Raw genomic sequence first — 23,951 nt, forward strand, 5'->3', positions numbered from 1 at the left:
CCGCCGCGCTACAATCGTTGGCATGACCGATGCCGCCCCGTCCTTCCTGCCCCGGCCACTGCGCAAGCTCGCCGGAACCGCCCTGCAGCGCGCATTGAACCGCGCCGTCTCGCTGGATCCCGAAACCGGCCTGCGCCTGCGTGCGCTCGATGGGCGCAGCGTGCAGGTACACCTGGCGGGGCCCGAACTTACCTTCCGCATTACCGTCGCCGACGGTGCACTGGTGGTGGGACCGGGCGAGGAAACCTCCTCGCTGCGCGTGTCCGCCAGCCCGGGAAGCCTGTTGGCCATGGCCATGCGCAAGAACGACGACAGCGTGGCGCCAGGCAAGGTGGATATCGCCGGCGACGCCGACCTCGCCCGCCGGCTGGAGAAACTCATCGGCGGATATTCCCCTGACGTTGAAGAAGCTTTCACCGGCGTGTTCGGTGATGTCATAGGGGTACAGGTGGCACGGGCCTTCCGCGGCGCCTTCGACCATGGCCGCGAGCGTGCGGCGCAATTCGCCGAAGACACCGCGGCATGGCTGCGCGATGAAACCCGCGTGGCCGTGGCACCGGGCGAGCTGGATGAATTCCTCGATGGCGTGGATGCCTTGCGCGAGCGCAGCGACCGCCTCGAGGCACGCCTGGCCCGCTTTGAACGCAGCCACGGGAAGCCCGCCGCATGATGCCGGTGCGCCTGGCACCGGGCCTGCTTCGCGTCATCGCCGTACTGTTCCGCTACCGCCTGGATGACGTCGGCGGCGGCAGCGACCGCATGCTCGCTCCGCTACGGTGGCTACGTCCGTTCGCAGGTAAGCCGCCTTCGGGCATCGAAGGCATGGACCGTGGCACGCGCATGCGCCTGGCCATGACCGAACTCGGGCCGATCTTCGTCAAGGCGGGCCAGGTGCTGTCCACCCGGCGGGACTTGATCCCGCCCGACATCGCCGACGCATTGTCCCTGCTGCAGGACCAGGTACCGCCCTTCCCCGGCGGTGAGGCCCGCGCCATCGTCGAGCGCGAACTGCGCATGCCGGTGACTGAGGCATTTTCATCCTTCGACGAAACCGCCCTGGCCTCGGCGTCGATCGCCCAGGTGCATGCGGCCACCTTGCACGACGGCCGCGCCGTGGTGGTGAAGGTACTGCGCCCGGGCATCGAGAAGCGGATCGCCCGTGATGTGAACCTGATCCGCGCACTGGGCGAACTGGCCCAGCGCTGGCATCCGAACGCCGACAAGATCCGTCCACTGGACGTAGTGGCGGAAGTGGAAAAGATGCTGGCCAACGAGCTGGACCTGCAGCGCGAAGGCGCAAGCGCCAGCCTGCTTCGCCGCAACTTCATCATCGGCGACGACCTCTACGTGCCCGAGGTGCATTGGGAATTCACCACCCAGGGAGTGCTGACGCTCGAGCGCGTGTATGGCGTGAGCGCCGACGACATCGCCGCCATCGACGCTGCCGGCATCGACCGCAAGCGCCTGGCCGAAAAAGGCGTGCGCCTGTTCTACGAACAGGTGTTCCGGGACAACTTCTTCCACGCCGATGCCCATCCGGGAAATATCTGGGTGGACACCGCTCGCGTGGGTGAACCGCGCTTCATCGCGCTGGACTTCGGCATCATGGGTTCGCTGCCCGAAGCCGACCAGTACTGGCTGGCTGAGAATTTCATCGCGCTGTTCGAACGCGATTACGCGCGCATTGCATCGCTGCACGTGGAAGCCGGCTGGATGCCCGCCAATGTGCGCCTGGACGAACTGGAAGCCGCCGTGCGCACGGTGTGCGAGCCCTACTTCACCCGGCCGCTTTCACAGATATCGATCGCCGAGCTCGTGGTGAAGCTGTTCCAGACCGCGCGGCAGTTTGAACTGACTTTGCAGCCGCAGCTCATCCTGTTGCAGAAGACCCTGTTGAATATCGAAGGCGTGGGTCGCACGCTCGATCCGGACATCGATATCTGGGCCGTGGCGCACCCGGTGTTGAAGCGCATCCTTCGCGAGCGCTACAGCCTGCGCAACACGTTGAAGCAGCTTCGCCGCCGTGCGCCGCAGTGGTTGCATACCGCGCCTGAACTGCCCGAACTGGTCCACGCATTCCTGCGCGAGGGCGGCCGCGGCACGCATCGCATGGTGGCCGATCCCGCCGAACTGGCCCTGCGTGCCGATGACAGCCAGCGTACGCGGCGCAGCATGGCCTTCTGCCTGCTCGGTGGCGTGTTGCTGGTCTGCGCCACGCTCGCCTTCGGCCTGAAGCCGCAGAACGGTGGCTGGCCCGCGGCGGTTGCCGCTGTGGCTGGCGTGCTCGCCTTCGTGGTGGGCTGGCCGCGCCGGCGGCGCTAAAGCAGTGCTTGAGATCCTGTACCAGGACGACGAGATCATCGCCGTCAACAAGCCTGCCAACCTTGCCGTGCACCGGTCGAAGTTCGTCGGGCCTGATGATGCGTTCCTGATTGATATGCTGCGTGAGCAGGTCGGCGGTGACGTGTACCTGGCGCATCGGCTGGACCGAGCCACCAGTGGCGTGTTGCTCTCTGCGCGCAGCAAGGAAATCGCCGGGGCTTTGGGTGAGCAGTTCATGGGGCGCAGCGTGCAAAAGCGCTACCTGGCCGTGGTGCGCGGGTGGCCGGACCCAGAGAGCGGCAGTATCGACTACGCGCTGCCCGGCTCGCGCGATACCGGCCCGCGGAAGGACGCGGTGACAGACTATCAGCGGCTTGGTGTGATCGAAGTACCGATTGCCCTTGGGCGGTATGAAAGCCAGCGCTATGCGCTGATGCTGGCGTCACCGCGCACAGGGCGTTTCCGGCAGATACGCAAGCACTTCGCGCATATCCATCACCCGATCATTGGCGACAGCCAGCATGGTCGTGGGGATCATAATCGGCTGTTCAAGCAGTACTTTTCGTGTCACCGGATGTTGTTGCATGCGATGGCGCTGGAATTCGACCATCCGTTGAGTGGGGAGAGGATGGTGGTGAAAGCGGGGCTGGACGGGACTTGGGTAGCCTTGATGGAGCGGTTTGGTTGGAACGCACCCGGCTAGCTACGGCTGATATTTTTGTTGAGTTGACGAATATCGCCACCCCACAAAGGACGACCGTGATCGCCAACAGCATCTGTGCGGACATCCGTTCATGCAAGAAGATCCAGGATGTAAGTATTCCCGTGACAGGGACAAGCAGCGATAGCGGAGCCACGGTTGACGCTGGATATTTCTTGATCAGGTTGTTCCAGGTCATATACCCGAGAATCGTCGTAATGTACGCCTGGAAAATGATCGAAAAGGCTGCGGGCCAGCCGAAGTTCGCAGCAGCTTCGTAAAATGCCTGCCCACCACGCGCGATGTATGCAAGCGCGAGTAAGCCAGGCACGGAGAAGGCGCTCGACCACACGATAAATGCAACCATATCGCCCGGCTTGTTCTTCTTGACAATGATGTTGCAGACGCTCCAGCTACAAGCTGCCAGGAGCACAAGGCCTATCCCGGGTAAGCCTGACGCCTCGGTTGTCGTCCGAAAGACCAGGATCAGTCCAATAAGCGAGACCAGCATGCCGATAGCGCTGGGTACACTGATCCTCTCTCGAAAAAGCAGCGCTGACAGGATGATGGTAAAGAACGCGCTAAGTTGCAGGAGAACAGACGACAGGCCGGCAGACAGGCCGGCCGACATGGCTATATTTACCACTCCCCACAACCCCAGCCCAAAAATATTTCCGTAGATCACAAGGATCCTTATGGGTATATTTTTTGGCCTCTTGAAGAAGAAGACTAATGGGAATGCCGTAAGGACGAACCTGAGCGCAGTCAGGATGTACGGGTCGATGTACCTCAGCCCAAATCCGATGACAGAGAAATTGCTTCCCCACATCAGCGTTACCAGAATTCCCAGCGCGAGGTCGGCTTTTTTAATCGGCATAAGTCGTCCCAGCCGGGTTCGCGCCTTCATAAACGAACGCATCGAATCTCTCATGGCGCCAGGTGTCATCCCTGGTATAGAAATTCAGTACCGCCGTGATCTTCTGCTCCGTGACGGTGGGCTCGCAGTCGTGCAGAACCTCCCTGTCTTTCATCAACAGCAATGAGCCGGCAGTCGCATACACATTCCGACGTTCGACCCATGGGTTCTGCTTGCTCGGATGGGCGCGGGGAAGTTGCACGCGCAGCGGAGCTTCCTTGTTGCTTGTCAGGAAAAGCAAGGCTGTAATTCCATTCGAATCATAGTGCTCGCCGAGCGTGCCACCACCTGCCGGGTAAACCTTGATGTTCACATCGGACCGTCGATGGGGAGACACGACGACATCCTGATTCGTGATCGCAGTAACCAGGGGTAGAACCGCGTGATACAGCGTGGTTAGTTCTGGAAGATGCTCCCTGACATCATCTCCCTGGAAGATATGATGCAAATAGCGACCCCCTGCATCAGAGACGTCGGCGTTACCTTTGCCCTCGTGGCTTACCCATGCGACCTTCCCATCCTCGATAATTTTGTTGATCCTGCACCGCAGGACATCGCATAGGGTCGAGGGCATTACGTTGTCGATCACTGTCATGTAGTCGTACTGGTAAGCACGAGCATGTTTCGAGAGATTGAATTCGGATGTAGTCATAGGCAAGTTCCGATCCCTCGGCTTGAAGAGTTCCAACCGTAGGAGGGCCGTTTCCGACGCGCTGTAAGAATCCACCCAGATCCAGGGCGGAGACACCGGAATCGATACAACCCGCCGGGAGACGCCCCTACAACCGCCCTGCTAGAATCCCGCCCCATGCTCTCCGTCACGCGTTCCATCGTCATTCCCGAACCAGAGCTGGTCGAACGCTTCCTGCGTGCCGACGGCCCTGGCGGGCAGCATGTAAATCGCACAGAGAGTGCGGTGGAGTTGCGCTTCGACGTAGTCCATTCGCCCAGCCTCCCCGATGAAGTACGAGAGCGCCTGCTGGCACGGGCCGACCGTCGGCTTACCACCGAGGGCGTGCTGGTGATCCAGGCACGTCGCTTTCGCGATCAGGGGCGTAACCGCGACGATGCCCGGGAGCGCCTGGCCGAGGTGATCCGAGGCGCCACGATCGTGCCGAAAAAACGCTTGGCCACTCGGCCGACCCGCGCTTCGAAGGAACGCCGCCTGGCTGGCAAACAGCAGCGCGGGCAGGTCAAGGCCGGTCGTTCGCGGCCCAAGGGCGACGAGTGAAACCCTTACCTACCGTACCGGACAACGTGCCGCGGATCCGCAGCAACTTCTGGCGGCGCGTGTGCGGTTTTATCCTGTCGATTAGCGGGTGGGAGCTGAAAGGCAGGTTCCCCAACCTGCCGAAAATGATCGTGATCGGCGCACCGCATTCGTCCTATTGGGACGGTGTGTGGGGCGTGCTGCTGAAGGTCTACCACGGCATCGACATCGGCATCATGATCAAGCGCGAAGTGGTGGACGGCCCGCTGGGGGTCATCCTCCGTCCGCTCGGAGCGGTGCCGATCGACCGCTCGGCGGCCACCAATATCGTGGACCAGATGAAGGAACGCTTCCGCACGCACGAGCGCATGTGGCTGGGTATCACACCGGAGGGCACGCGGAAGAAGGTCGTCCACTGGAAGTCGGGATTCCTTCGCATCGCCGAGGCCGCCAACGTGCCGCTGCTTCCGCTATACATTGACTACCCGTCCAAGAGCTTCACCCTGGGCGAACCCTTCTACCCGACGGGAAATCAGGAAGCCGACATGGCGACTATCCGCGCGCTCTTCCGCCCTTACATCGGCAAGCACCGCAACACCGAGTAAGGTTTACCGCTGCGAGTGGCCGGGCTCGTCGTAGTCGCGGTGGCCGAGCAGGCCTGGGCGAATGAGGTCGATGAAGGCCCGGGCTTCGTCGCTCAGGTATTTCCCCTTGCGCATCACCACGCCGTAGCTCCGCTGCGGGAAGAACTGGCGCATGTTGCGGATGGCGAGGTTCGCTTTGTCGGCCTCGGACAGGCAGATGCTGGTGACGATGGAAATGCCCATGCCCTTGGCCACGTATTGCTTGATCACGTCCCACCCACCCACTTCCATCGCCACCGTATAAGGCACCTGGCGCTGCTGGAACACCATGTCGACCATGCGGTGGGTGGTAAGGCGTTGCGGCGGCAGGATCAAGCCATAGGGTGAGAGATCTTCCAGGCGAATGTTTTCCTTCGCCGCCAGCGGGTGGCCCAGTGGCATGATCAGCATCGGGTCGTAGTGGTACACCGGTGCCCACGCGATGTCGTTGGGCACGTCCAGCATCGAACCAATGGCGAAATCCGCCTCGTCCGCGCGGAGCATGGCCAGGCCATCGCGGCCGGTGACGTTGGCCAGCTGCAACTGCACGGCCGGATACTGTTCGCGGTAGGCGTGCACGATGTCCGGAAGCAGGTAATGAATGGTAGACGTGCCTGCCGCCACCGTCAGCTTGCCCGCCTGTACGCCACGAGTGCGGGCGTGGAAATCCCGGTCGAGCGTGTCCATGCCTTCGATCAGGGGCCGGGCCAGGTCATAGAGGATCTCCCCGGCATCGGTGACAGTGATGCGCCGACGGGTTCGCTCGAGCAACCGGGTGCCCAGCTCTCGCTCCAGCGCCTTGATCTGCAGGCTTATCGACGGTTGGGACAGAAACAGCGACTCCGCCGCGCGGCTGAGCGTTCCCAACTTCACCGTTGCCACGAAAGCACGCAGCTGCTTCTGCCGGTTGCCCTTGTAGTACAGGCGTTCGACATCCTCCGTTGCCTTGTTCAGGCGCGAACCGGTGACCTTTTTCCTTTTAGATTCTGGCATTTGCCTATTACTTTAACAGCATCAATGTAACGAATTGAAACATTTGCTTTGTCAACTTAGCTCTTTTGATCGTAGCGTGCCAGTCAACGCAACGACACGGAACCAAGGGCCATGGCCGCAGCAGCCGAATACATCGCCAGCGAATCGATCGAACTGAAGGGCAGCATGCAGGATGGCTTCGAGGCGATCCTGACCCCCGACGCCCTGGCCTTCCTGGCCACCCTGCATCGCCGTTTCGACGGTCGCCGCCGGGAATTGCTGGCCGAGCGCATCCGCCGCCAGGCCAGCTTCGACCAGGGCCAGTTGCCCGACTTCCGCGACGACACCCGGGCCATTCGCGAGAGCGCCTGGTCAGTGGCAACGATTCCCTCGGCGCTGCAGGACCGCCGCGTTGAGATCACAGGGCCAGTGGAGCGGAAGATGATCATCAACGCGCTCAATGCCGGCGCGAAGGTGTTCATGGCCGATTTCGAGGATTCCAGCTCACCGACCTGGGACAACCAGGTGCGCGGCCAGGCGAACCTGCGCGACGCAGTGGATGGCAGCATCGAATTCACCAGCCCCGAGGGCAAGGCCTACCGCGTGGGCCCGGACCCCGCCGTTCTGGTCATCCGTCCCCGAGGCTGGCACCTGCCCGAGCGCAGCCTGAAGATCGACGGCACGGCGATTGCCGGCGCCCTTTTCGACTTCGGCCTGTTCGCCTTCCACAACGCCCGCGCCCTGCACGAACGCGACCGCGGCCCCTATTTCTACCTGCCGAAGCTTCAGTCGATGGAAGAAGCGGCATTGTGGAACGCCGTGATGGACCTGGCCGAGGGCGAGCTGGAACTGCCGCGCGGAAGCATGAAGGCCACGGTGCTGATTGAAACGCTGCCGGCCGTGTTTCAAATGGATGAAATCCTGCATGCACTGCGCACGCGTGTCGTCGGGCTTAATTGCGGCCGTTGGGATTATATTTTTTCGTACCTGAAGACCTTCCGCGACCATCGCGACCGCCTGCTTCCCGAGCGCGGCCAGGTGGTGATGACGGTGCCGTTCCTGAAGCACTATTCGGAACTGCTGATCCGTACCTGCCATCGCCGCGGCGCGTTCGCCATGGGCGGCATGGCCGCGCAGATTCCCATTCGCAACGACGACGTTGCCAACGAAGCGGCGATGGCCAAAGTACGCGCCGACAAACTGCGCGAAGTCATGGCCGGCCATGACGGCACATGGGTGGCGCACCCGGCCCTGGTGCCGGTGGCGAAGGAAATCTTCGATGCCCATATGCCGACACCCAACCAGCTGCATGTGTTGCGTGGCAACGTCGAGGTCACCCGCGACCAGCTGATCGTGCCTGCGATCGGCACGGTCACCCGCGCGGGCTTCGACAACAACGTGGAGGTTTGCCTGCGCTACACGGCCAGTTGGCTGGGTGGCAATGGCTGCGTGCCCATCCATCACCTGATGGAGGACGCCGCCACCGCGGAGATCGCGCGCGCCCAGCTGTGGCAGTGGCTGCATCGCGGTCCTGTGGAATTCTCCGACCATGCGGTGATCGACTTCGCCCTGTTCGACCACGCCCTGAACCGCCACGCGCATTTGCTGGCCAGCAGTAACGACCCGGGCCATGAATACGCCATGGAAGCTGCCGGATTGATCGGCCGACTTACCCACGCCGATGCCCTGGCCGACTTCCTCACCCTGCCCGCCTACGACCAGCTCGCCTGACCACCGCCGGAAAAACTCTTTCCAGGAGCCATTCATGAAGAAGAACACCGCCGCTGAAATCAACCAGGCCTGGAACCACGATGCCCGCTGGGAAGGCGTGACGCGCCCTTACGGCGCCGATGATGTCCTGCGCCTGCGCGGCAACGTGCAGGTGGAATACACGCTCGCCCGCCGAGGCGCCGAACGCCTGTGGCATAGCCTGAAGAAAGAGCCCTTCGTGAACGCACTGGGCGCTCTCACCGGCAACCAGGCCATGCAGCAGGCCAAGGCCGGTCTGAAGGCAATCTATCTCTCCGGCTGGCAGGTGGCGGCCGATGCCAACACGGCCGGCACCATGTATCCCGATCAATCGCTGTACCCGGTGGACTCCGTACCCAACGTGGTGCGCAAGATCAACAAAACGCTATTGCGCGCCGACCAGATCCATCACGCCGAAGGCAAGGACGACATCGACTGGATGCTGCCCATCGTAGCCGACGCCGAGGCAGGTTTCGGCGGCGTGCTCAATGCGTACGAACTGATGTCGCACATGATTGAGGCGGGCGCCGCCGGCGTGCATTTCGAAGACCAGCTCGCCAGCGCCAAGAAGTGCGGCCACATGGGTGGCAAGGTGCTGGTGCCCACGCAGGAAGCGGTGCCGAAACTCGTGGCCGCGCGCCTGGCCGCAGACGTCGCCGGTGTGTCCACCCTGATCGTGGCCCGCACCGACGCCATGGGCGCTTCGCTGGTGACCAGTGACATCGACGACCACGACAAACCGTTCCTGACCGGCAAGCGCACGGTGGAAGGCTTTTACGAAAGCACGCAGGGCATCGAGCAGGCCATCGCCCGTGGCCTGGCCTATGCGCCCTACGCCGACCTCATCTGGTGCGAGACCTCCACGCCGGACCTCGCCCAGGCACGCCAGTTCGCCGAAGCGATCAGGGCGAAGTTTCCCGGCAAGATGCTTGCCTATAACTGTTCACCCAGCTTCAACTGGAAGAAGAACCTCGACCACGACACCATCGCCACTTTCCAGAAGGACCTGGCCGCGATGGGCTACACCTTCCAGTTCATCACCCTGGCGGGCTTCCACGCGCTGAACCATTCGATGTTCCAGCTGGCCCGCGGGTATCGCGACCGACAGATGGAAGCCTATGTGGAACTGCAGGAGGCCGAGTTCGCGGCGGAAAAAGACGGCTATACCGCCGCCAAGCACCAGCGCGAAGTGGGCACGGGCTACTTCGACCAGGTGAACCAGGTGATCGCGGGCGGCTTGAGTTCGCTCTCGGCGCTCTCGGGATCCACCGAGGAAGACCAGTTCCACCCCCATGCCACGGCGGCCTGAAGAAGACGCGGCAACGCCTTCATCCATGGCCCCTGGCAAAGGCCAGTAAGTCCGGGAAGAAGCCACGGAAGCACCGCCATAGCTCCTCCTCCAGTGCCAGCAATACCGGCATCGCCTCGGCCAGCGGATTCTCGCGGCTGAGGCGATGTGACATGCCGACGAAAGCGCGGCCCAGGGTGTCGCGGTCGGCATAGGCGGCGGGCAGGCCCTCCCGTTCCATGTATGTGATGAATCCGCGCATGCGCTCGGGAATGAGCGCGTGGCGCTGGCGCAGCAATTGGTGCACCCCGTCGGAATACTCATCGAGCGGAATATCGCTCCACGCGGCGAAATCCCGCGCCAGGCAATGGTCGAACCACATGTCCAGCAGGATCCCGGCGTAACGCCGGAACGGCGCATGGAACCATCCGCGCGCCTGGACCACCAGCGGATGACGGTCGGTGAAGGTATCGACGGCCCGGTGCAGCACGATCCCGCGCCGCACGGCCTCAGGCAGCGAAGGATCGGGTACGCCCCGCACGAAATCACCCATCATGCCGCCCAGGCGAAGGTCGTCGTTGGCGCCACCAAGGAAGGCATGGGCAAGGATGTTCACGGTGTCGCATCCGGCCGGAAGGATCCGGCCGCAGCTAGTAGAATGGGCGCCATGAACGAACCTCTCGCCGATGCACCGGACATCTTCCCGGCCGAAGCCCTGAGCTTCGCCCTCCCCGGGCCTGCCGGCAAGCTCGAAGTGGCCGCCGACCCTGCGGACCCCGCCGAAGCCCGGCGCGGCACCGTGGTGATCTGCCATCCGCACCCGCTGCAGGGCGGCACGATGCACAACAAGGTGGTGACCATGCTCGAGCGCTCCCTGCGCGAATCGGGCCTGGACACCGTACGCTTCAACTTCCGTGGCGTCGGCGCTTCGGAGGGCGAGTTCGACAATGGCCTGGGCGAGGGCGACGACCTCGCCGCCGTGGTCGAATGGGCGCGGCGCGTTCATCCAGGCGATGCCCTGTGGCTTGCGGGGTTCTCCTTCGGCAGCTTCGTGTCGATCTCGAACGCGGTGCGCCTGCACGCGGACGCCCTGGTTTCCATCGCGCCGCCCGCTGGCCGCTGGGATTTCTCCAGCCTGCGCACACCCACCTGCCACTGGCTGATCGTACAGGGCGAGGAAGACGAAATCGTCGACCCGCAAACCGTCTACGACTGGATCGACAGCCTCGATGCCGAGCCGGCATTGGTACGCATGCCCGAAACCAGCCACTTCTTCCACCGCCGCCTGATGGACCTGCGAGGTGCGGTGAAGCACGGGGTGAAGGACTGGCTGCCGCCAGCGCGCCAGGGATGAGTTGCAACGACGTAACACCAAGCCTTCGTTACCGCGAGGGCGTGACCGGCCACCGCTGGGAATCCGATCCGGCGCAGCTGAGCGTGCTGCCCGAATTCGATCGCATGCACGCGGCGCTTTGCCAGAAGCAGGATAACGGCGGCTTCTTCGGGAAGATTAAGACCCTCCTCGGGGAAACCCCCGAGCCGGTGCAGGGCCTGTACCTGTGGGGCAGCGTCGGCCGCGGCAAAACCTTCCTGATGGACATGTTCGTGGCGAGCATGCCCCAGGGCATGGTGCTGCGACGTCACTTTCATCGCTTCATGGGCGAAACCCACGAGGCCATGCGCGCGCTAGGCGAGCGCTCCGATCCGCTGGTGGAGGTGGCCGCCGGCATCGCCGGGAAGGCGCGCGTGCTGTGCCTGGACGAATTCCTGGTGAACGACATCGGCGATGCGATGATCCTTGCGAACCTGCTCGAGGCACTGTTCGAGCGCGGCGTGTCATTGGTCACCACCTCCAACACCCCGCCTGGCAACCTGTACAAGGGCGGGCTGCAACGTGCGCGTTTCCTCCCCGCCATCGCCCTGATCGAGAAGCACTGCAAGGTGCACGAGATGATCTCCCCGCGCGACTGGCGCCTGCGCGCCCTCGCCCAGGCGCCGGTGTATCTGGTTCCGCCGGGCGCCGAAGCCGAACGCTCGCTCGCTCGCATTTTCAGCGCCCAGGCCACGGGCGATGTCGTCGATGGCGGCACGCTTGAGATCCACGCCCGCCAGATTCCCATGCGCAAGAGCGCGGCGAATATCGCCTGGTTCGATTTCGCCGCCCTGTGCGAAGGGCCGCGTGGCGTGGCCGACTACATCGAACTGGCGCGACGCTATCCGATGGTGATGGTGTCCAACGTGCCGCAGTTCACCATGTATACCGAGAACGAGGCCAAGCGCTTCGTGATGATGGTGGATGAGTTCTACGATCGCCAGGTCAAGCTGGTGCTGTCGGCCGCGGCGCCCATTACCGAGCTCTACGATGGCGAGCGCGTACGTGCGGAGTTCGCCCGCACCGAATCACGCCTGATCGAAATGCAAAGCGAGGAATACCTCGCGCGCGAGCATCGCCCGGTTTAGTTCCGGCCGAAGAAACCAGCGAACGCGGCGATGGAGCGTTCGACACTGTCGTCGTCGATGTCCAGGTGCGTCACCAGGCGCACGGTAGGCAGGTAGCCGATACTTACGCGCACCTCGGCGGCACGCAGGTGCGCGTCGAGCGCCTGCAGGCGCTCCACCGGCACGCGGACGAACACCATGTTGGTGTGCTGTGCATCCACCGTCATGCCCTCAAGCCCGCGCAAGCCTTCGGCCAACCGCGCCGCACGCGCGTGGTCGTCCGCCAGCCGCGCCACGTGGTGATCGAGCGCATGCAGGCATGCAGCGGCCAGCATGCCTGCCTGGCGCCAGCCCCCGCCGGCAACCTTGCGCCAGCGGCGGGCGCGGTCGATGAAGGCGGTGCTCCCCAGTAACACCGAGCCCACCGGTGCACCCAGGCCCTTGGAGAAGCACACCGATACGCTGTCGAAGCCGTCGGCCACCTCACGTGCCGTTACACCGTACGCCGTGGCGGCGTTGAACAGCCGCGCGCCGTCCAGATGCACGCCAAGCCCGTGGCGCCGGGCGAAATCCTGAGCCTCGCGCACATAGGGGCGCGGTAATGCCCGGCCATGCCAGGTGTTCTCCAGCGCCAGCAGGCGGGTACGGGCGAAGTGCGGATCCACCGGCTTCACCGCCGCTTCCAGGTCGGTGATGGCAAGCGAACCGTCGGGCTGGTGCGCAATCGGTTGCGGCTGGATCGACCCAAGCACGGCCGCGCCGCCACCTTCGAATTTATAGGTGTGGGCATCGGCGCCTACCAGGTACTCATCGCCCCGCTCGCAATGCGCCATCAGGCCGAGCAGGTTGCTTTGCGTACCGCTGGGCACGAACAGCCCCGCCTGGAAACCGAGGTCGGCAGCCAGGCGCTCCTGCAAGGCATTGACGGTGGGATCCTCGCCATACACATCGTCGCCCACGGGCGCATCGAGCATGGCCTCGCGCATGGCCCGGGTGGGCCGGGTGACGGTGTCGCTACGCAGGTCGATGATCGCCATGGCGGGGCCCTGATCGCTGAAAACAGTCGATGTTACGGCCGGCCACCCATCGGCACAACGCAAACAGACTTCATGACCAGGGATATTTATCGTGCCTGGCGAATTGGTTAGGGTGTACGTTGGCCGGGCTTCCCCAGGGATGCTTTCGATGACGACAGAATCATCCAACAGCCATACCGGCACGCCCATCGTCGTGGTGATGGGCGTCTCGGGTTCCGGCAAGACCACCATCGGTCAGTTGCTGGCCACGCGGATGGAACGCGACTTCGTCGATTCCGACCAGCTGCATACGCCCCAAAGCGTGGCGAAGATGCGCGAGGGCATCCCCCTTACCGACGACGACCGCGAGCCCTGGCTCGAGGCCATCGAGGGTGTGATCAACAGACACCGCGACACCGGACGCGACCTGGTGCTGGCGGCCTCGGCATTGAAGGCCGTCTATCGCGAACGCCTCTCAGGCCCGGGCACGGTATTCCTGTTCCTGCATGGCACACCCGCCTTGCTGCGTGAGCGCCTGGCTACCCGCAAGGGTCATTTCTTCGATCCGCACCTGCTCGACAGCCAGCTGGCAACGCTGGAAGAACCCCATGGCGATGACGTTTACCGTGCGGAAATCGACCAGACCGCCGCGCACATCGTCGACGGCTTCCTGGCCTGGCTCACCCACCGGCCTAGCTGATTATTTCGGGAAGTCGTTGATGATGCGCGTGGCCAGCGCCGGATATTTCTCGTCAAAGTGATGCGTGCCGGGCATCGGATGTACCACCACCCATGTCGGCAGGCTTTTGTCCGTACAGATCGAATCGTCGAAGTCGTCCGCGCCCCAGTAGCAGGCCACCGGTGGCTTGCCGTCCAGGGCCGCGATGGGTGGCATGGCCGGCGTATGCGGGATCGGGTTCACCCACTGGGTGACGATGCGCGCCTTGGTGGTGAACCAGTTGGCGACCATGTAGTCCTCCATCTCGATCTCCCAGTTCACATCGCGGCTGCCCGATAGCAGCACGATCTGCGCCACGGTTGCCCGGGTTTCCGGCGAAGCCTGTTCCAGGATGGATGGCGCCACGTCCGCACCGAAGGAAAAGCCCATCAACAGCACACGCTTCCTGTGCCAGCGCGCCAGGTACTGTTTCACGGCAGCGTCGAGCTCAGGTCCGGCCATTTCTACCGGCTTGTTGCGCCAGAAATACTTGAAGGAATTGATGCCCAGTACCGGCACGCCGCGATCGACCATCGCCTGGCCAAGGCCCTTGTCCAGGTCCGACCAGCCGCCGTCGCCGCTGTAGAACACCACCATCACATCGGCAAGCTCCGGCGGCGGCGTGATGCCACGCGCGCCGTCCAGCACCACGGCTGCTTCATCGAGCGACACATGCCTCCACGGCTGCCACCACAGCACACCGGCAACCACGATGAGCCCGACTACGCCCAGGCTCCAGCGGGTACTTCGCCTCATCGACGCACCACGCCGGTCAGGCCGCCGGAAATCAGGCTGGCCACATTGGTCAGCGCCACCGGCAGGCCGATGCCGCCGGATACCGCCAGGTAGCGCGGTTCCCACTCGGGCCCGAATTTTTCCTTGTACTGGTGCAGGCCGCGGAAGTTGTAGAAGCGTTCGCCACGGCCGAACACCATGGCACCGAAGCGGTTCCACAACGGTGCCATGCGCCGGTTGCGCAGGCCCGACAGCGGCGCCATGCCGAGGTTGAACCAACAGTAGCCTTCGCCGCGGGCCCAGATCATGAGTTCGATAAAGAGGTAATCCATGATGCCGGCCGGTCCATCGGGAAGATGGCGCATGAGATCCACCGAAGCCTCTTCCTTGCTGTCTGTCAGCAACAGGTTGGCGAAGGCAACCGGGTTGCCATCGAGCCATGCTACCGCCATCGGCGTGCGGACCAGATAGCTTTCGTCGAAACCGCCAAGTGAGAAGCCCTTCTCGCGCACGTGCTTGTCATGCAGCCAGGCATCGGACACGGGTTTGAGCCGCGGCAGCAGGGCGGCCACACCCTCAGGTGGCACGATCTGCAAGGTCAGGCCATCGCGATGCAGCTTGTTGACGATGTTGCGCAAACTCTTGCGCGATTTTCCATCGAGGTTGAAGTCGGCAAGTTTTACCCTCGCCTCTTCACCTATCTTCATCAGGTGCATGCCCATATCCAGGTACAGGTCCAGGTCGTCCGGCCGCACCTGGTAGAACAACGGCCATCCGCCAGCCTGCTCGCACAACTCGCGGAAGCTCCAGACGATCTCGCGTCGGGCCGCCTCATCGATGCCTACCGGATCGCCCATCGCCACCCAGCTGCGGCCTTCGATGTCGTACATCACGAAGGCTTTGTCGTCTGGTGCGAACAGCAACGTCTTGTCGCCCATCAGGGCCAGGTGGGCCTGGGATGAGTTGAACGACTTCACCAGCGGCAGGGCGCGCTGGATGTCGGCATCGCTCGGTGGCAGCGGCCGCGTACGCATCGGACGGATCAGCTTGGCCAGGGCGAATATCAGGCCCGCCGCCGCCGCGCCCACCAGGGCGCGCAGGGCCCGCGGCGCGTTGCCGTGGCGGAAGGAGAATTCCCACCACAGGTTGCTGTTGTATTCCACGTGCTTGAGGCTGAACACCACAAGCCAGGTGGTGCAGCCCAGCACCCCGATGATGGCGAGGATCCAGCCCACCGAGAACGTACTGGTGAAAAGCGACGCGCGGCGGTAGAAATGCCGGTGCGCCGGCGCCAGGGCCAGGGCCAGCAGGCTCAGCAGTGCCGCTTCGGCATAGGCCACGCCCTTGAGCACCGAGAGCACCGCGCCGATCACCAGCAGCACCAGGGTCAGCACGTAGGCCGCGTCCAGGCGACGCTGCAGGCCGCGGGCCAGGATCAGCAGCATCATGCCGATCACGCTGGAGAGAAAATGCGAGGCCTCCAGCACCGGCAAAGGCAGTACGCCGCGCAGCATGTCCATGCGGCCGGGCGAGGCGGAGGTGACGCCGGAGAACAGCAGCACCGCGCCGGACACCAGGGTGAGGCCGGCGAAGAACGGTGGCAGGAGACCAGCGAACCAGGGCGGCACCATGCTTTTCTTGGTCAGCGTCCGCGCTTCGCGCAGCAGCACCATCAAGGTGGCGGCGCATAGCGGCAACAGGTAATAAACCACGCGGAAAGCGGCCAGCGCGCCCAGGATCGGCGCTTCCAGGCCTTCATTACCGGCGGCGCCGAAGCCCGCCAGCATCACCGCCTCGAACACGCCCAGGCCGCCGGGCACGTGGCTGATCAGGCCGGCCATCTGCGCCAGCACGAACACCGCAAGGAAATGCCCGAAGCCGGAGTTCGCATCATCGGGCATCAGCACGTACAGCACGCTCGCTGCCAGCCACCAGTCCACCGCGCCGATGGCCACCTGGCGGAAGGCAGGACCAGGCTTGGGCAATATCGCGTGCCAGCGCCACAGCTTGATCGGCCGGCGGATGATCCGGCTACCGAAAATCCAGGTGAGCGGCACCAGCGCCAACACGATCGCCACAGGGATGCGCAAATTGGCGAAAGGAAGTTCGTCCGGCAACGGCACCAGCAGCAAGGTGACGCCGGTAAGTGCGCATAGGCCCAGCCAGAAGGCGCCGGTGCAATACAACACCACCCGCGCGATCTGCGTATTGGTGAGGCCCGCCTGGATGTAGTAGCGGTAACGGATGGAGCCGGAGATCAGCAGCGACATGCCAAGCACATTGCTGAAGGCATAGCTGATGAATGAGATCAGCGACACCTCACGCCGGGGCAAGGCGACATCCACCGACTTCAGGCCATACCAGTCGTAGAGAGTCATCACCATGTAGCCGACGGCGGTGAGCGCCATGGCCACCACGATCTGCCAGCCCTGCAGGTCGTGAACGTAATGCGAGACTTCGCTATAGCTGACTTCGCTGGCAAGGCTATGCAGCGCCCACAGTGCCAGGCACAGCAACACCGCCGACAATAGCGGCCCCGCCAGACGGCGCATGACCGCCATGAAATGGCTCGAACGCACCACCAATGCGTCCTGCCCGACCTGCTCCACCACCTGGCGATTGCTCCCGAACCCGTCGCTCACGCGATAGGGTGCCACAGGCGCCATGCCAATAGCGTCACCACGTGGGATCAGGCCGGGTTCTGCAGCATGGCGAGCACGGCTTTCCGGCCCGCGGCGAGGATGTCGTCGGACAAGGCCGGATCGCTGACGGCCCGCGCCAGCGTCATGCTACCCACCATGGAACTGAAGGCTGCCATCGCGATTGCCTTTTTCTGCCGGGCGGACATCGCATCAGGAAGGGCGCCACGGATAGTTGCCAGGATCTCACCCAGCTCGTCGGTGAAGCCTTCGCGCACCTCATCGGAGGCGCGCGCAATTTCCTGCGAGAGGGTGGCCGCCGGGCAGCCCCTTCCCGGGTGGTCCCGGTGGGCGGTGGACAGGTAGCGCTCGACCAGGGCCACCAGTGAGCCATCTTTCTCGAAGCGGGCCTTGGTGGCCTCCAGGGCGTTGGCCATGGCCTCGCGGGCCAGGGCGTCCTTGGAATCAAAGTGGTTATAGAAGCCGCCCTGGGTGAGGCCGATGCCCCCCATCAGGTTGGCCACACCCACCGCATCGATACCCTCCTCACGGAAGCGGCGGGCGGCCTCGACCAGGATCTTCTCCCGAGTGGCTTCTTTATGTCCCTTGTCGTAACGCATGGCGAACGCCTGTTGGATGACACCTGACATATGATGGCATGCCGCAGATGAAGCAATACCTGCGCAAGGGGGTTGAAGAACCGGCAGGGCGCCCTATTAAATGATGGTCATCATTCAACTGAAGGAACCACCATGGAAATCAAAGGCAAGAACGTCCTGGTCACCGGCGCCAACCGCGGCCTCGGCCGCACTTTCGCCCAGACCCTGCTCAAGCTGGGGGCCGCCAAAGTCTATGCCGGTGCTCGGGACCCCTCCACGGTGGACCTCCCCGGCGCCATCCCGGTGCGGCTGGACGTCACCGACCCCGACACCGTCGCCGCAGCCGCCCGCGCCCACCCGGACGTGGATATCGTGATCAACAATGCCGGCGTCTCCGAGCCAAAGTCGAGCCTGCTCGATGACGGCGCACGGTCGGCACTGGATGCCCAGTTCGCCACCAACCTGTTCGGCGTGCTCTCGGTAAGCCAGGCCTTCGCACCGTCGCTGCGCAAGCGCCACGGCGCCGTGGTGAATGTACTTTCGGCGCTGAGTTGGATCTCGCTGCCGACCTCGCTGGTCTATTCGGTCAGCAAGGCCGCCGCCTGGGCCCTGACCAATGGCCTGCGCAGCGAGCTGCATGCCGACGGTGTGCAGGTATTGGGCGTGCATGTGGGCTACATCGATACCGACATGGTGAAGAATGTCACGGCTCCCAAGACGCATCCGCAGGTCGTAGTAGACGCGGTGCTCAAGGCGCTTGAAGCGGGCGAGGAAGAAGTGCTGATCGATGAAACCGCCCGCCAGGTCAAGGCCGGCTTCAACGCCCCGCGTGCGGCATACCTGGGCGAAAAGCTCAGCTGACATTGCATGGCCTACGCGTGACCGGGCATGCTCGGTGGATGAAGCCTATCGCGCGTGACGCCATGCCCACCTGCCACCGCGCAAGCGGCATTTTCTTGCGCGCAGGAATGCTCCTTGTGTTCCTCGCCTGCCTGACCGGTTGCGAGGCAACGCTTTTCGCCGGGCTCAACGCTACCGACCACCGTCATGGCATTGAGCCCACGCGCGACATTACCTTCGACCCGTCCACTGGCCTGAAGCTGGACGTTTATCGGCCGGCCGACGCGGTCAATGCACCGGTCGTGGTGTTCTTCTACGGCGGAAGCTGGACCGGCGGCAAGCGGCAGTGGTATCGCTTCGTCGGTACGGCGCTGGCCTCGCGCGGCATCGTCGCGGTGATTCCCGATTACCGGAAATATCCCCGGGTGAAGATGGACGGCTTCATGGCTGACGCAGCCCGCGCCGTTGCATGGACGCATGCCCATGCCGGGGAATTCGGCGGCGACGCCTCGCGCTTGTTCATCATGGGCCACTCCGCTGGCGGACACATCGCCGGATTGCTTGCCACCGATGGCCACTGGTTACAGGCGCAGGGCATGACCACGCGGGAGCTGGCCGGCTTCATCGGCCTGGCCGGGGTGTACGACTTCGTGCCCATCGCGTCAAACGAGAAGGACATGCTGGGCATGTTCGGCCATTTGCCATCTGAGCAGCATCGCGCCCAGCCGATCGATTTCGTGGACGGAGATGAACCGCCGATGCTGCTCCTGCATGGCCTGGCCGATAAGGAAGTGGACGTACACAACTCCAACTCGCTGGCCGATGTCATGAAGGCCCATGGGGAGCCGGTATTGCTGAAATTATATCCGGGGATAAGTCACTCGGGCCTCGTACTGGCGTTGTCTACCCCTCTGCAGGCGAAGAAGCCGGTACTCGGCGACGTGGTTTCCTTTATCCATCAAGCACCTCCGGCGCGCGGCGCAAAAACACCATAACTTGTGTTGACCCTACCATCGGTCACCTATATCTTGTGATCCGTTGGTGCCCTGTCCAGTTTCTCGGCCATGGCTTAATAGGGAATCCGGTGTGAATCCGGGACTGCCCCGCAGCGGTAAGTGGAAACGAACCCGTCACAAGCACTGGTCCGCGATCGGATCGGGAAGCGACGGCTAGGAAAACCCCTTGAAGGGGCCCGCCACGAGTCCGAAGACCTGCCAGCAACCAGCGCCAGAGCGGCGATGGTTAGTGGTGACGGCTTCCGCGGGGAAGCGCGTTGCGAGGCGGGCGCCGTTGCCTGCACTTGCGCGTCCCTTCCGCGTGTTGCTTCTCGCCACGTTGCGGTCCCTGCGCGCGGGAGCAGGCCATCGAACGTCTTGCCAGGGCCTTGCCATGCAGCCACTTGATCTTTCCACGCGCGAAAGCGCGGCCGACCCCATCGTCGCCGCCAACGCCACCTCCACCACCGACCGACCGCTCGCGGCTCCATACCGAAGCCCGGCGCCGTCCGGGGCCACGCCGCCTGATTTCAACCTGACGCCTCCCCACAGCCCTGGCCAGATGCGCGTGACCAAGCGCAATGGCGGCACCGAAAGCGTGGACGTGAACAAGATCGTGCGCGCGGTCACCCGCAGCGCCGAAGGCCTGTTCGGCGTGGATCCGATGCGCGTGGCGCTGAAGACCATTGGCGGCCTGTATGACGGCGCCACCACGCAGGAGCTCGACCAGCTTTCCATCCGTACGTCCGCCGCGCTCACCGCCGAAGAGCCCGAGTACGGCCAGCTCGCTGCGCGCCTGTTGTCGGCCTTCATCGACAAGGAGGTGTCGGGCCAGGAAATCCAGAGCTTTTCGCAGTCGATCGGGCGCGGCGCGGAACTGGGGATATTGAACGAGCGGCTGCGCAGTTTCGTGGCCACCAATGCGCGCAAGCTCAACGACGCCATCGATGCCCCGGCATCGCGCCGTTTTGAATACTTCGGCCTGCGCACCGTGTACGACAGGTATCTGCTGCGCCATCCGCAGAAGCGCCTGGTGATCGAAACTCCGCAGTACTTCTTCATGCGCATCGCCTGCGCGCTTGGCGGCAATGACATCACAGAGACGCTGGAACTCTATCGCATGCTCTCGGCGCTGGAATACCTGGCAAGTTCGCCCACGCTTTTCAACGCCGGCACCTCGCACGAACAGCTTTCCTCATGCTTCCTGCTCGATTCGCCGCAGGATGCGCTCGAATCGATCTACCAGAAGTACGGCGATGTAGCCCAGCTGTCGAAGTTTGCCGGCGGCATCGGCCTTTCGTATTCGCGCATCCGTTCGCGCGGCTCGCTGATCCGCGGCACCAATGGCCATTCCAATGGACTGGTGCCCTGGCTGAAAACGCTCGATGCTTCGGTGGCCGCGGTAAACCAGGGCGGCAAGCGCAAGGGCGCGGCCTGCGTTTATCTTGAACCCTGGCACGCGGACATCGAGGAATTCCTGGAGCTGCGCGAGAACACCGGCGACGATGCGCGCCGCACGCACAACCTCAACCTCGCCAACTGGGTGCCGGACCTCTTCATGCGCCGGGTGGAAGCCGATGCCGACTGGTCTCTCTTCGATCCGAAGATCGTCCCCCACTTCGTCGACACCTGGGGCCCGGCGTTCGACGAGGCCTATGCCAACGCCGAGCGCGACGGCCTGGCCGCGAAAACAGTCAAGGCGCGTGAGCTCTACGCGCGCATGCTTCGTTCGCTGGCACAAACCGGCAATGGCTGGATGACATTCAAGGACCGCTCCAACGCCACCAGCAACCAGACGGCCAGGCCGGAGAACGTGATCCACCTGTCCAACCTGTGCACGGAAATCCTGGAAGTGACCTCCCAGGACGAAACCGCCGTATGCAACCTGGGCTCGATCAACCTGTCCCGCCATGTGGCGGATGGTGCCTTCGACTACGGCAAGCTTGCTTCCACCGTGCGCAACGCCGTGCGCCAGCTCGACCGCGTGATTGACCTCAACTTCTACCCGATCGCCACCGCCAAAACGGCCAACGTAAAGTGGCGTCCGGTGGGCCTGGGCGTGATGGGCTTGCAGGACGTGTTCTTCAAGCTGCGCCTGCCGTTCGATTCGGAAGAGGCGAAGAAGCTTTCGACCCGCATTGCCGAGGAGATCTACTTCCATGCTCTGGTGACCTCCAACGAACTGGCCGAGCAGCATGGCGCCCATCCGGGTTTTGCCGAGTCGCGCGCGGCCAACGGTGATCTGCAGTTCGACTACTGGCCGCAAGCCACGCCGTCGGACGTCGACGGACGTTGGGCGGAACTGCGACAGGCCATCAAGGCGCATGGCCTGCGCAATTCCTTGCTGATCGCCATTGCTCCCACCGCCACCATCGCTTCCATCGCCGGCTGCTACGAGTGCATCGAGCCGCAGGTATCAAACCTCTTCAAGCGCGAGACGCTCTCGGGCGACTTCCTGGTGGTGAACCGCTATCTGTGCGAGGAATTGAAGACGCTGGGCCTGTGGACGGCGGACATCCGAGACGCGATCAAGCTGGCCGAGGGCTCGGTGCAGGATATCGTCGCCATTCCCGCCGAGCTTCGCGCTGTGTATCGCACCACCTGGGAATTGCCGCAAAAGGCGTTGATCGACCTTGCCGCCGCGCGTGGTGCCTACATCGACCAGAGCCAGTCGCTGAACCTGTTCATGGAGAACCCGAACATCGGCCAGTTGTCGTCGATGTACATGTACGCGTGGAAATCGGGGATCAAGACCACCTACTACCTTCGGTCGAGGCCGGCCACGCGCATTGCCAAGACCACGGTCACGGCCTCCCGCGCCGCGGCACCTGTCACGTCGCCATCGCAGGATGAAGCGACCGCCGCGGTGTTCTGCTCGCTGGAGAATCCGGAGTACTGCGAGGCCTGCCAGTAACCGATGGAGCATTACCGCGACCTCGATGGCAACTCTGGTGTCGCCGCCTACCGTATCGGCGACGCCTTCATCGAGGTGCGATTCCTTGATGGCGGTACCTACCTTTACAACCACTCAGCGCCCGGCGCCCGCGACGTCGCCGCCATGCAAAAGCATGCCCGCGCCGGCCGTGGGCTTGCGACCTACATCAACCAACATGTGCGCGATCGCTACGCCGCACGCCTCGATTGACCAGGAAAACCATGTCCAGCCAACCCGTGTCCCGTGATTCCCGCCTGCTCGATCCTGGCTTCGAACTCACGCTTCGCCCGATGAAGTACCCGCAGTTCTACGAGATGTACCGCGCAGCCATTCGCAATACCTGGACGGTGGAGGAAGTGGACTTTTCGCTTGACACCACCGACCTGAACAAGAAGATGTCCGATGCCGACCGGCACCTGATCCACCGACTGGTGGCGTTCTTCGCCACCGGCGATACCATCGTGTCGAACAACCTGGTGCTGAACCTGTACCAGCACGTGAACTCTCCCGAAGCGCGGATGTTCCTCTCGCGCCAGCTGTACGAGGAAGCGCTGCACGTACAGTTCTACCTCACCTTGCTTGACACCTATATTCCCGACCAGAACGAGCGTGCACGCGCGTTCTCAGCGATCCAGACCATTCCCTCGATCCGCCACAAGGCCGAGTTCTGCTTCAAGTGGATCGACTCCATCCAGGATGTCCATCGCCTGGAAACGCGCGAGCAGCGGCGCCAGTTCCTGCTGAACCTGATCTGCTTCGCCGCCTGCATCGAAGGCCTGTTCTTCTTCGCCGCCTTCGCTTACGTGTACTACCTCCGCTCGCGCGGCCTTCTGCACGGCCTGGCATCGGGCACCAATTGGGTGTTCCGCGATGAATCCGGCCACATGGCGTTCGCCTTCGAAGTAGTGCGCCAGGTCCGTGAAGAAGAACCCGACCTCTTCGACGAAGAGATGCGCCTGCAAGTGGAAGCCATGCTGGAAGATGCCATTTCCTGCGAGACGCAATTCGCCCAGGATGTACTGTCCGGCGGCGTGGCGGGACTCTCGGTGGCCGACATGCGCCAGTACCTGGAGTACTGCGCCGACCAGCGCCTTGTGCAGCTGGACATGCCGAAGAAATATGGTTCGCGCAATCCGTTCGACTTCATGGACCTGCAGGACGTCCAGGAACTCACCAACTTCTTCGAGCGCCGTGTGTCGTCCTACCAGGTGGGTGTGCAGGGTGAAGTGACCTTCGACGCCTCGTTCTGACCGGC

At 63.4% G+C, this 23,951-nt stretch carries 22 protein-coding genes, 1 pseudogene and 1 riboswitch; of the genes and pseudogenes, 15 read left to right on the top strand and 8 right to left on the bottom strand.

Annotation, left to right across the window (positions count from 1 at the left end; all coding sequences use genetic code 11):
* The first annotated feature begins 22 nt into the window (after nt 1-22).
* From VGM61_RS09145 to VGM61_RS09155, 3 genes are read left to right on the top strand one after another with little or no spacing between them, the layout of a single operon-like run.
* The gene (locus VGM61_RS09145; RefSeq protein WP_331522470.1) at nt 23-670 is read left to right on the top strand and encodes a ubiquinone biosynthesis accessory factor UbiJ; all 648 of its coding nucleotides are present in this window, start codon (nt 23-25) and stop codon (nt 668-670) included.
* Nucleotides 667-2,322, top strand: a complete 1,656-nt coding sequence (gene ubiB, locus VGM61_RS09150) for a ubiquinone biosynthesis regulatory protein kinase UbiB (RefSeq protein ID WP_331522471.1) — start codon at nt 667-669, stop codon at nt 2,320-2,322. The genes VGM61_RS09145 and ubiB overlap by 4 nt, the downstream gene beginning before the upstream one ends.
* Nucleotides 2,323-2,326: 4 nt before the next feature.
* Complete coding sequence (locus VGM61_RS09155; protein WP_331522472.1) at nt 2,327-3,025, top strand: pseudouridine synthase; 699 nt, start codon at nt 2,327-2,329, stop codon at nt 3,023-3,025.
* A 40-nt stretch (nt 3,026-3,065) separates the two neighbouring features.
* Here the strand turns inward: VGM61_RS09155 and VGM61_RS19525 are convergent.
* Both VGM61_RS19525 and VGM61_RS09160 read right to left on the bottom strand, forming a co-directional pair.
* Nucleotides 3,066-3,968, bottom strand: a pseudogene (locus VGM61_RS19525) (EamA family transporter); the annotation flags it as partial.
* On the bottom strand, nt 3,889-4,590 hold the full coding sequence (locus VGM61_RS09160) for a hypothetical protein (protein WP_331522473.1): 702 nt from the start codon (nt 4,588-4,590) through the stop codon (nt 3,889-3,891). The gene VGM61_RS09160 and the pseudogene VGM61_RS19525, both read right to left, overlap by 80 nt.
* Nucleotides 4,591-4,746: 156 nt before the next feature.
* On the opposite strand from VGM61_RS09160, the gene arfB reads away from it, so the two are divergent.
* Together arfB and VGM61_RS09170 are read left to right on the top strand one after the other, a co-directional pair.
* Complete coding sequence (gene arfB / locus VGM61_RS09165; protein ID WP_331522474.1) at nt 4,747-5,169, top strand: alternative ribosome rescue aminoacyl-tRNA hydrolase ArfB; 423 nt, start codon at nt 4,747-4,749, stop codon at nt 5,167-5,169.
* The gene (locus tag VGM61_RS09170) at nt 5,166-5,753 is read left to right on the top strand and encodes a 1-acyl-sn-glycerol-3-phosphate acyltransferase (RefSeq protein WP_331522475.1); all 588 of its coding nucleotides are present in this window, start codon (nt 5,166-5,168) and stop codon (nt 5,751-5,753) included. The genes arfB and VGM61_RS09170 overlap by 4 nt, the downstream gene beginning before the upstream one ends.
* Nucleotides 5,754-5,756: 3 nt before the next feature.
* Here VGM61_RS09170 and VGM61_RS09175 read toward each other — a convergent pair whose 3' ends face one another.
* Nucleotides 5,757-6,764 (bottom strand): LysR family transcriptional regulator, encoded by a 1,008-nt coding sequence (locus VGM61_RS09175; protein ID WP_331522476.1) that lies wholly within the window; start codon nt 6,762-6,764, stop codon nt 5,757-5,759.
* Nucleotides 6,765-6,875: 111 nt separating this feature from the next.
* On the opposite strand from VGM61_RS09175, the gene aceB reads away from it, so the two are divergent.
* Both aceB and aceA read left to right on the top strand, forming a co-directional pair.
* A complete protein-coding gene (gene aceB / locus VGM61_RS09180; RefSeq protein WP_414694839.1) occupies nt 6,876-8,474 on the top strand; it encodes a malate synthase A in 1,599 nt (532 codons plus the stop codon).
* Nucleotides 8,475-8,508: 34 nt separating this feature from the next.
* A complete protein-coding gene (gene aceA / locus VGM61_RS09185; RefSeq protein ID WP_331522477.1) occupies nt 8,509-9,801 on the top strand; it encodes an isocitrate lyase in 1,293 nt (430 codons plus the stop codon).
* A gap of 19 nt (nt 9,802-9,820) precedes the next feature.
* Here aceA and VGM61_RS09190 read toward each other — a convergent pair whose 3' ends face one another.
* Nucleotides 9,821-10,396 carry an ACP phosphodiesterase gene (locus tag VGM61_RS09190; protein ID WP_331522479.1) on the bottom strand — a complete coding sequence of 192 codons (576 nt, stop codon included), beginning with the start codon at nt 10,394-10,396 and terminating at the stop codon, nt 9,821-9,823.
* A 51-nt stretch (nt 10,397-10,447) separates the two neighbouring features.
* On the opposite strand from VGM61_RS09190, the gene VGM61_RS09195 reads away from it, so the two are divergent.
* Complete coding sequence (locus VGM61_RS09195) at nt 10,448-11,134, top strand: alpha/beta hydrolase (RefSeq protein ID WP_331522480.1); 687 nt, start codon at nt 10,448-10,450, stop codon at nt 11,132-11,134.
* The gene (zapE, locus tag VGM61_RS09200; RefSeq protein WP_331522481.1) at nt 11,131-12,240 is read left to right on the top strand and encodes a cell division protein ZapE; all 1,110 of its coding nucleotides are present in this window, start codon (nt 11,131-11,133) and stop codon (nt 12,238-12,240) included. Before VGM61_RS09195 ends, zapE begins: the two co-directional genes overlap by 4 nt.
* Here zapE and ltaE read toward each other — a convergent pair.
* Nucleotides 12,237-13,256, bottom strand: a complete 1,020-nt coding sequence (gene ltaE, locus VGM61_RS09205) for a low-specificity L-threonine aldolase (RefSeq protein ID WP_331522482.1) — start codon at nt 13,254-13,256, stop codon at nt 12,237-12,239. The two genes, zapE and ltaE, sit on opposite strands and share 4 nt — an antisense overlap.
* Nucleotides 13,257-13,404: 148 nt before the next feature.
* Between ltaE and VGM61_RS09210 the strand changes: the two genes are divergently transcribed.
* The gene (locus VGM61_RS09210) at nt 13,405-13,935 is read left to right on the top strand and encodes a gluconokinase (protein WP_331522483.1); all 531 of its coding nucleotides are present in this window, start codon (nt 13,405-13,407) and stop codon (nt 13,933-13,935) included.
* Here the strand turns inward: VGM61_RS09210 and VGM61_RS09215 are convergent, their stop codons facing one another.
* The 3 genes from VGM61_RS09215 to VGM61_RS09225 are packed head-to-tail and all read right to left on the bottom strand — an operon-like array spanning nt 13,936 to nt 17,977.
* Entirely contained in the window at nt 13,936-14,709 is a 774-nt protein-coding gene (locus tag VGM61_RS09215; RefSeq protein ID WP_331522485.1) for an AcvB/VirJ family lysyl-phosphatidylglycerol hydrolase, read from the bottom strand. It lies immediately after the preceding gene.
* On the bottom strand, nt 14,706-17,330 hold the full coding sequence (mprF, locus tag VGM61_RS09220) for a bifunctional lysylphosphatidylglycerol flippase/synthetase MprF (protein WP_331522486.1): 2,625 nt from the start codon (nt 17,328-17,330) through the stop codon (nt 14,706-14,708). Before mprF ends, VGM61_RS09215 begins: the two co-directional genes overlap by 4 nt.
* A gap of 47 nt (nt 17,331-17,377) precedes the next feature.
* The gene (locus VGM61_RS09225) at nt 17,378-17,977 is read right to left on the bottom strand and encodes a TetR/AcrR family transcriptional regulator (RefSeq protein WP_331522487.1); all 600 of its coding nucleotides are present in this window, start codon (nt 17,975-17,977) and stop codon (nt 17,378-17,380) included.
* 102 nt (nt 17,978-18,079) lie between these two features.
* On the opposite strand from VGM61_RS09225, the gene VGM61_RS09230 reads away from it, so the two are divergent.
* The 5 genes from VGM61_RS09230 to VGM61_RS09250 all read left to right on the top strand — a co-directional run bounded on the left by VGM61_RS09230 (nt 18,080) and on the right by VGM61_RS09250 (nt 23,946).
* A complete protein-coding gene (locus VGM61_RS09230; RefSeq protein ID WP_331522489.1) occupies nt 18,080-18,787 on the top strand; it encodes an SDR family oxidoreductase in 708 nt (235 codons plus the stop codon).
* Nucleotides 18,788-18,825: 38 nt separating this feature from the next.
* Complete coding sequence (locus VGM61_RS09235; protein ID WP_331522490.1) at nt 18,826-19,761, top strand: alpha/beta hydrolase; 936 nt, start codon at nt 18,826-18,828, stop codon at nt 19,759-19,761.
* A 27-nt stretch (nt 19,762-19,788) separates the two neighbouring features.
* A riboswitch (cobalamin riboswitch) is annotated at nt 19,789-19,999 on the top strand.
* 156 nt (nt 20,000-20,155) lie between these two features.
* On the top strand, nt 20,156-22,675 hold the full coding sequence (locus VGM61_RS09240) for a ribonucleoside-diphosphate reductase subunit alpha (RefSeq protein ID WP_331522491.1): 2,520 nt from the start codon (nt 20,156-20,158) through the stop codon (nt 22,673-22,675).
* 3 nt (nt 22,676-22,678) lie between these two features.
* Nucleotides 22,679-22,906 (top strand): hypothetical protein, encoded by a 228-nt coding sequence (locus VGM61_RS09245; RefSeq protein WP_331522492.1) that lies wholly within the window; start codon nt 22,679-22,681, stop codon nt 22,904-22,906.
* Between the two features lie 11 nt (nt 22,907-22,917).
* The gene (locus VGM61_RS09250) at nt 22,918-23,946 is read left to right on the top strand and encodes a ribonucleotide-diphosphate reductase subunit beta (RefSeq protein ID WP_331522493.1); all 1,029 of its coding nucleotides are present in this window, start codon (nt 22,918-22,920) and stop codon (nt 23,944-23,946) included.
* The last annotated feature ends 5 nt before the right edge of the window (nt 23,947-23,951 follow it).

Source organism: Pinirhizobacter sp. (assembly GCF_036499745.1).
Classification (GTDB): Bacteria; Pseudomonadota; Gammaproteobacteria; order Xanthomonadales; family Rhodanobacteraceae; genus Pinirhizobacter.

Coding starts and splice junctions, on each gene's coding strand:
- VGM61_RS09145 (WP_331522470.1), top strand. CDS start 23: ATGACCGATGCCGCCCCGTCCTTCCTGCCCCGGCCACTGCGCAAGCTC.
- ubiB (WP_331522471.1), top strand. CDS start 667: ATGATGCCGGTGCGCCTGGCACCGGGCCTGCTTCGCGTCATCGCCGTA.
- VGM61_RS09160 (WP_331522473.1), bottom strand. CDS start 4,590: ATGACTACATCCGAATTCAATCTCTCGAAACATGCTCGTGCTTACCAG.
- arfB (WP_331522474.1), top strand. CDS start 4,747: ATGCTCTCCGTCACGCGTTCCATCGTCATTCCCGAACCAGAGCTGGTC.
- VGM61_RS09175 (WP_331522476.1), bottom strand. CDS start 6,764: ATGCCAGAATCTAAAAGGAAAAAGGTCACCGGTTCGCGCCTGAACAAG.
- aceB (WP_414694839.1), top strand. CDS start 6,876: ATGGCCGCAGCAGCCGAATACATCGCCAGCGAATCGATCGAACTGAAG.
- aceA (WP_331522477.1), top strand. CDS start 8,509: ATGAAGAAGAACACCGCCGCTGAAATCAACCAGGCCTGGAACCACGAT.
- VGM61_RS09195 (WP_331522480.1), top strand. CDS start 10,448: ATGAACGAACCTCTCGCCGATGCACCGGACATCTTCCCGGCCGAAGCC.
- zapE (WP_331522481.1), top strand. CDS start 11,131: ATGAGTTGCAACGACGTAACACCAAGCCTTCGTTACCGCGAGGGCGTG.
- ltaE (WP_331522482.1), bottom strand. CDS start 13,256: ATGGCGATCATCGACCTGCGTAGCGACACCGTCACCCGGCCCACCCGG.
- VGM61_RS09210 (WP_331522483.1), top strand. CDS start 13,405: ATGACGACAGAATCATCCAACAGCCATACCGGCACGCCCATCGTCGTG.
- VGM61_RS09215 (WP_331522485.1), bottom strand. CDS start 14,709: ATGAGGCGAAGTACCCGCTGGAGCCTGGGCGTAGTCGGGCTCATCGTG.
- VGM61_RS09225 (WP_331522487.1), bottom strand. CDS start 17,977: ATGTCAGGTGTCATCCAACAGGCGTTCGCCATGCGTTACGACAAGGGA.
- VGM61_RS09230 (WP_331522489.1), top strand. CDS start 18,080: ATGGAAATCAAAGGCAAGAACGTCCTGGTCACCGGCGCCAACCGCGGC.
- VGM61_RS09235 (WP_331522490.1), top strand. CDS start 18,826: ATGAAGCCTATCGCGCGTGACGCCATGCCCACCTGCCACCGCGCAAGC.
- VGM61_RS09240 (WP_331522491.1), top strand. CDS start 20,156: ATGCAGCCACTTGATCTTTCCACGCGCGAAAGCGCGGCCGACCCCATC.
- VGM61_RS09245 (WP_331522492.1), top strand. CDS start 22,679: ATGGAGCATTACCGCGACCTCGATGGCAACTCTGGTGTCGCCGCCTAC.
- VGM61_RS09250 (WP_331522493.1), top strand. CDS start 22,918: ATGTCCAGCCAACCCGTGTCCCGTGATTCCCGCCTGCTCGATCCTGGC.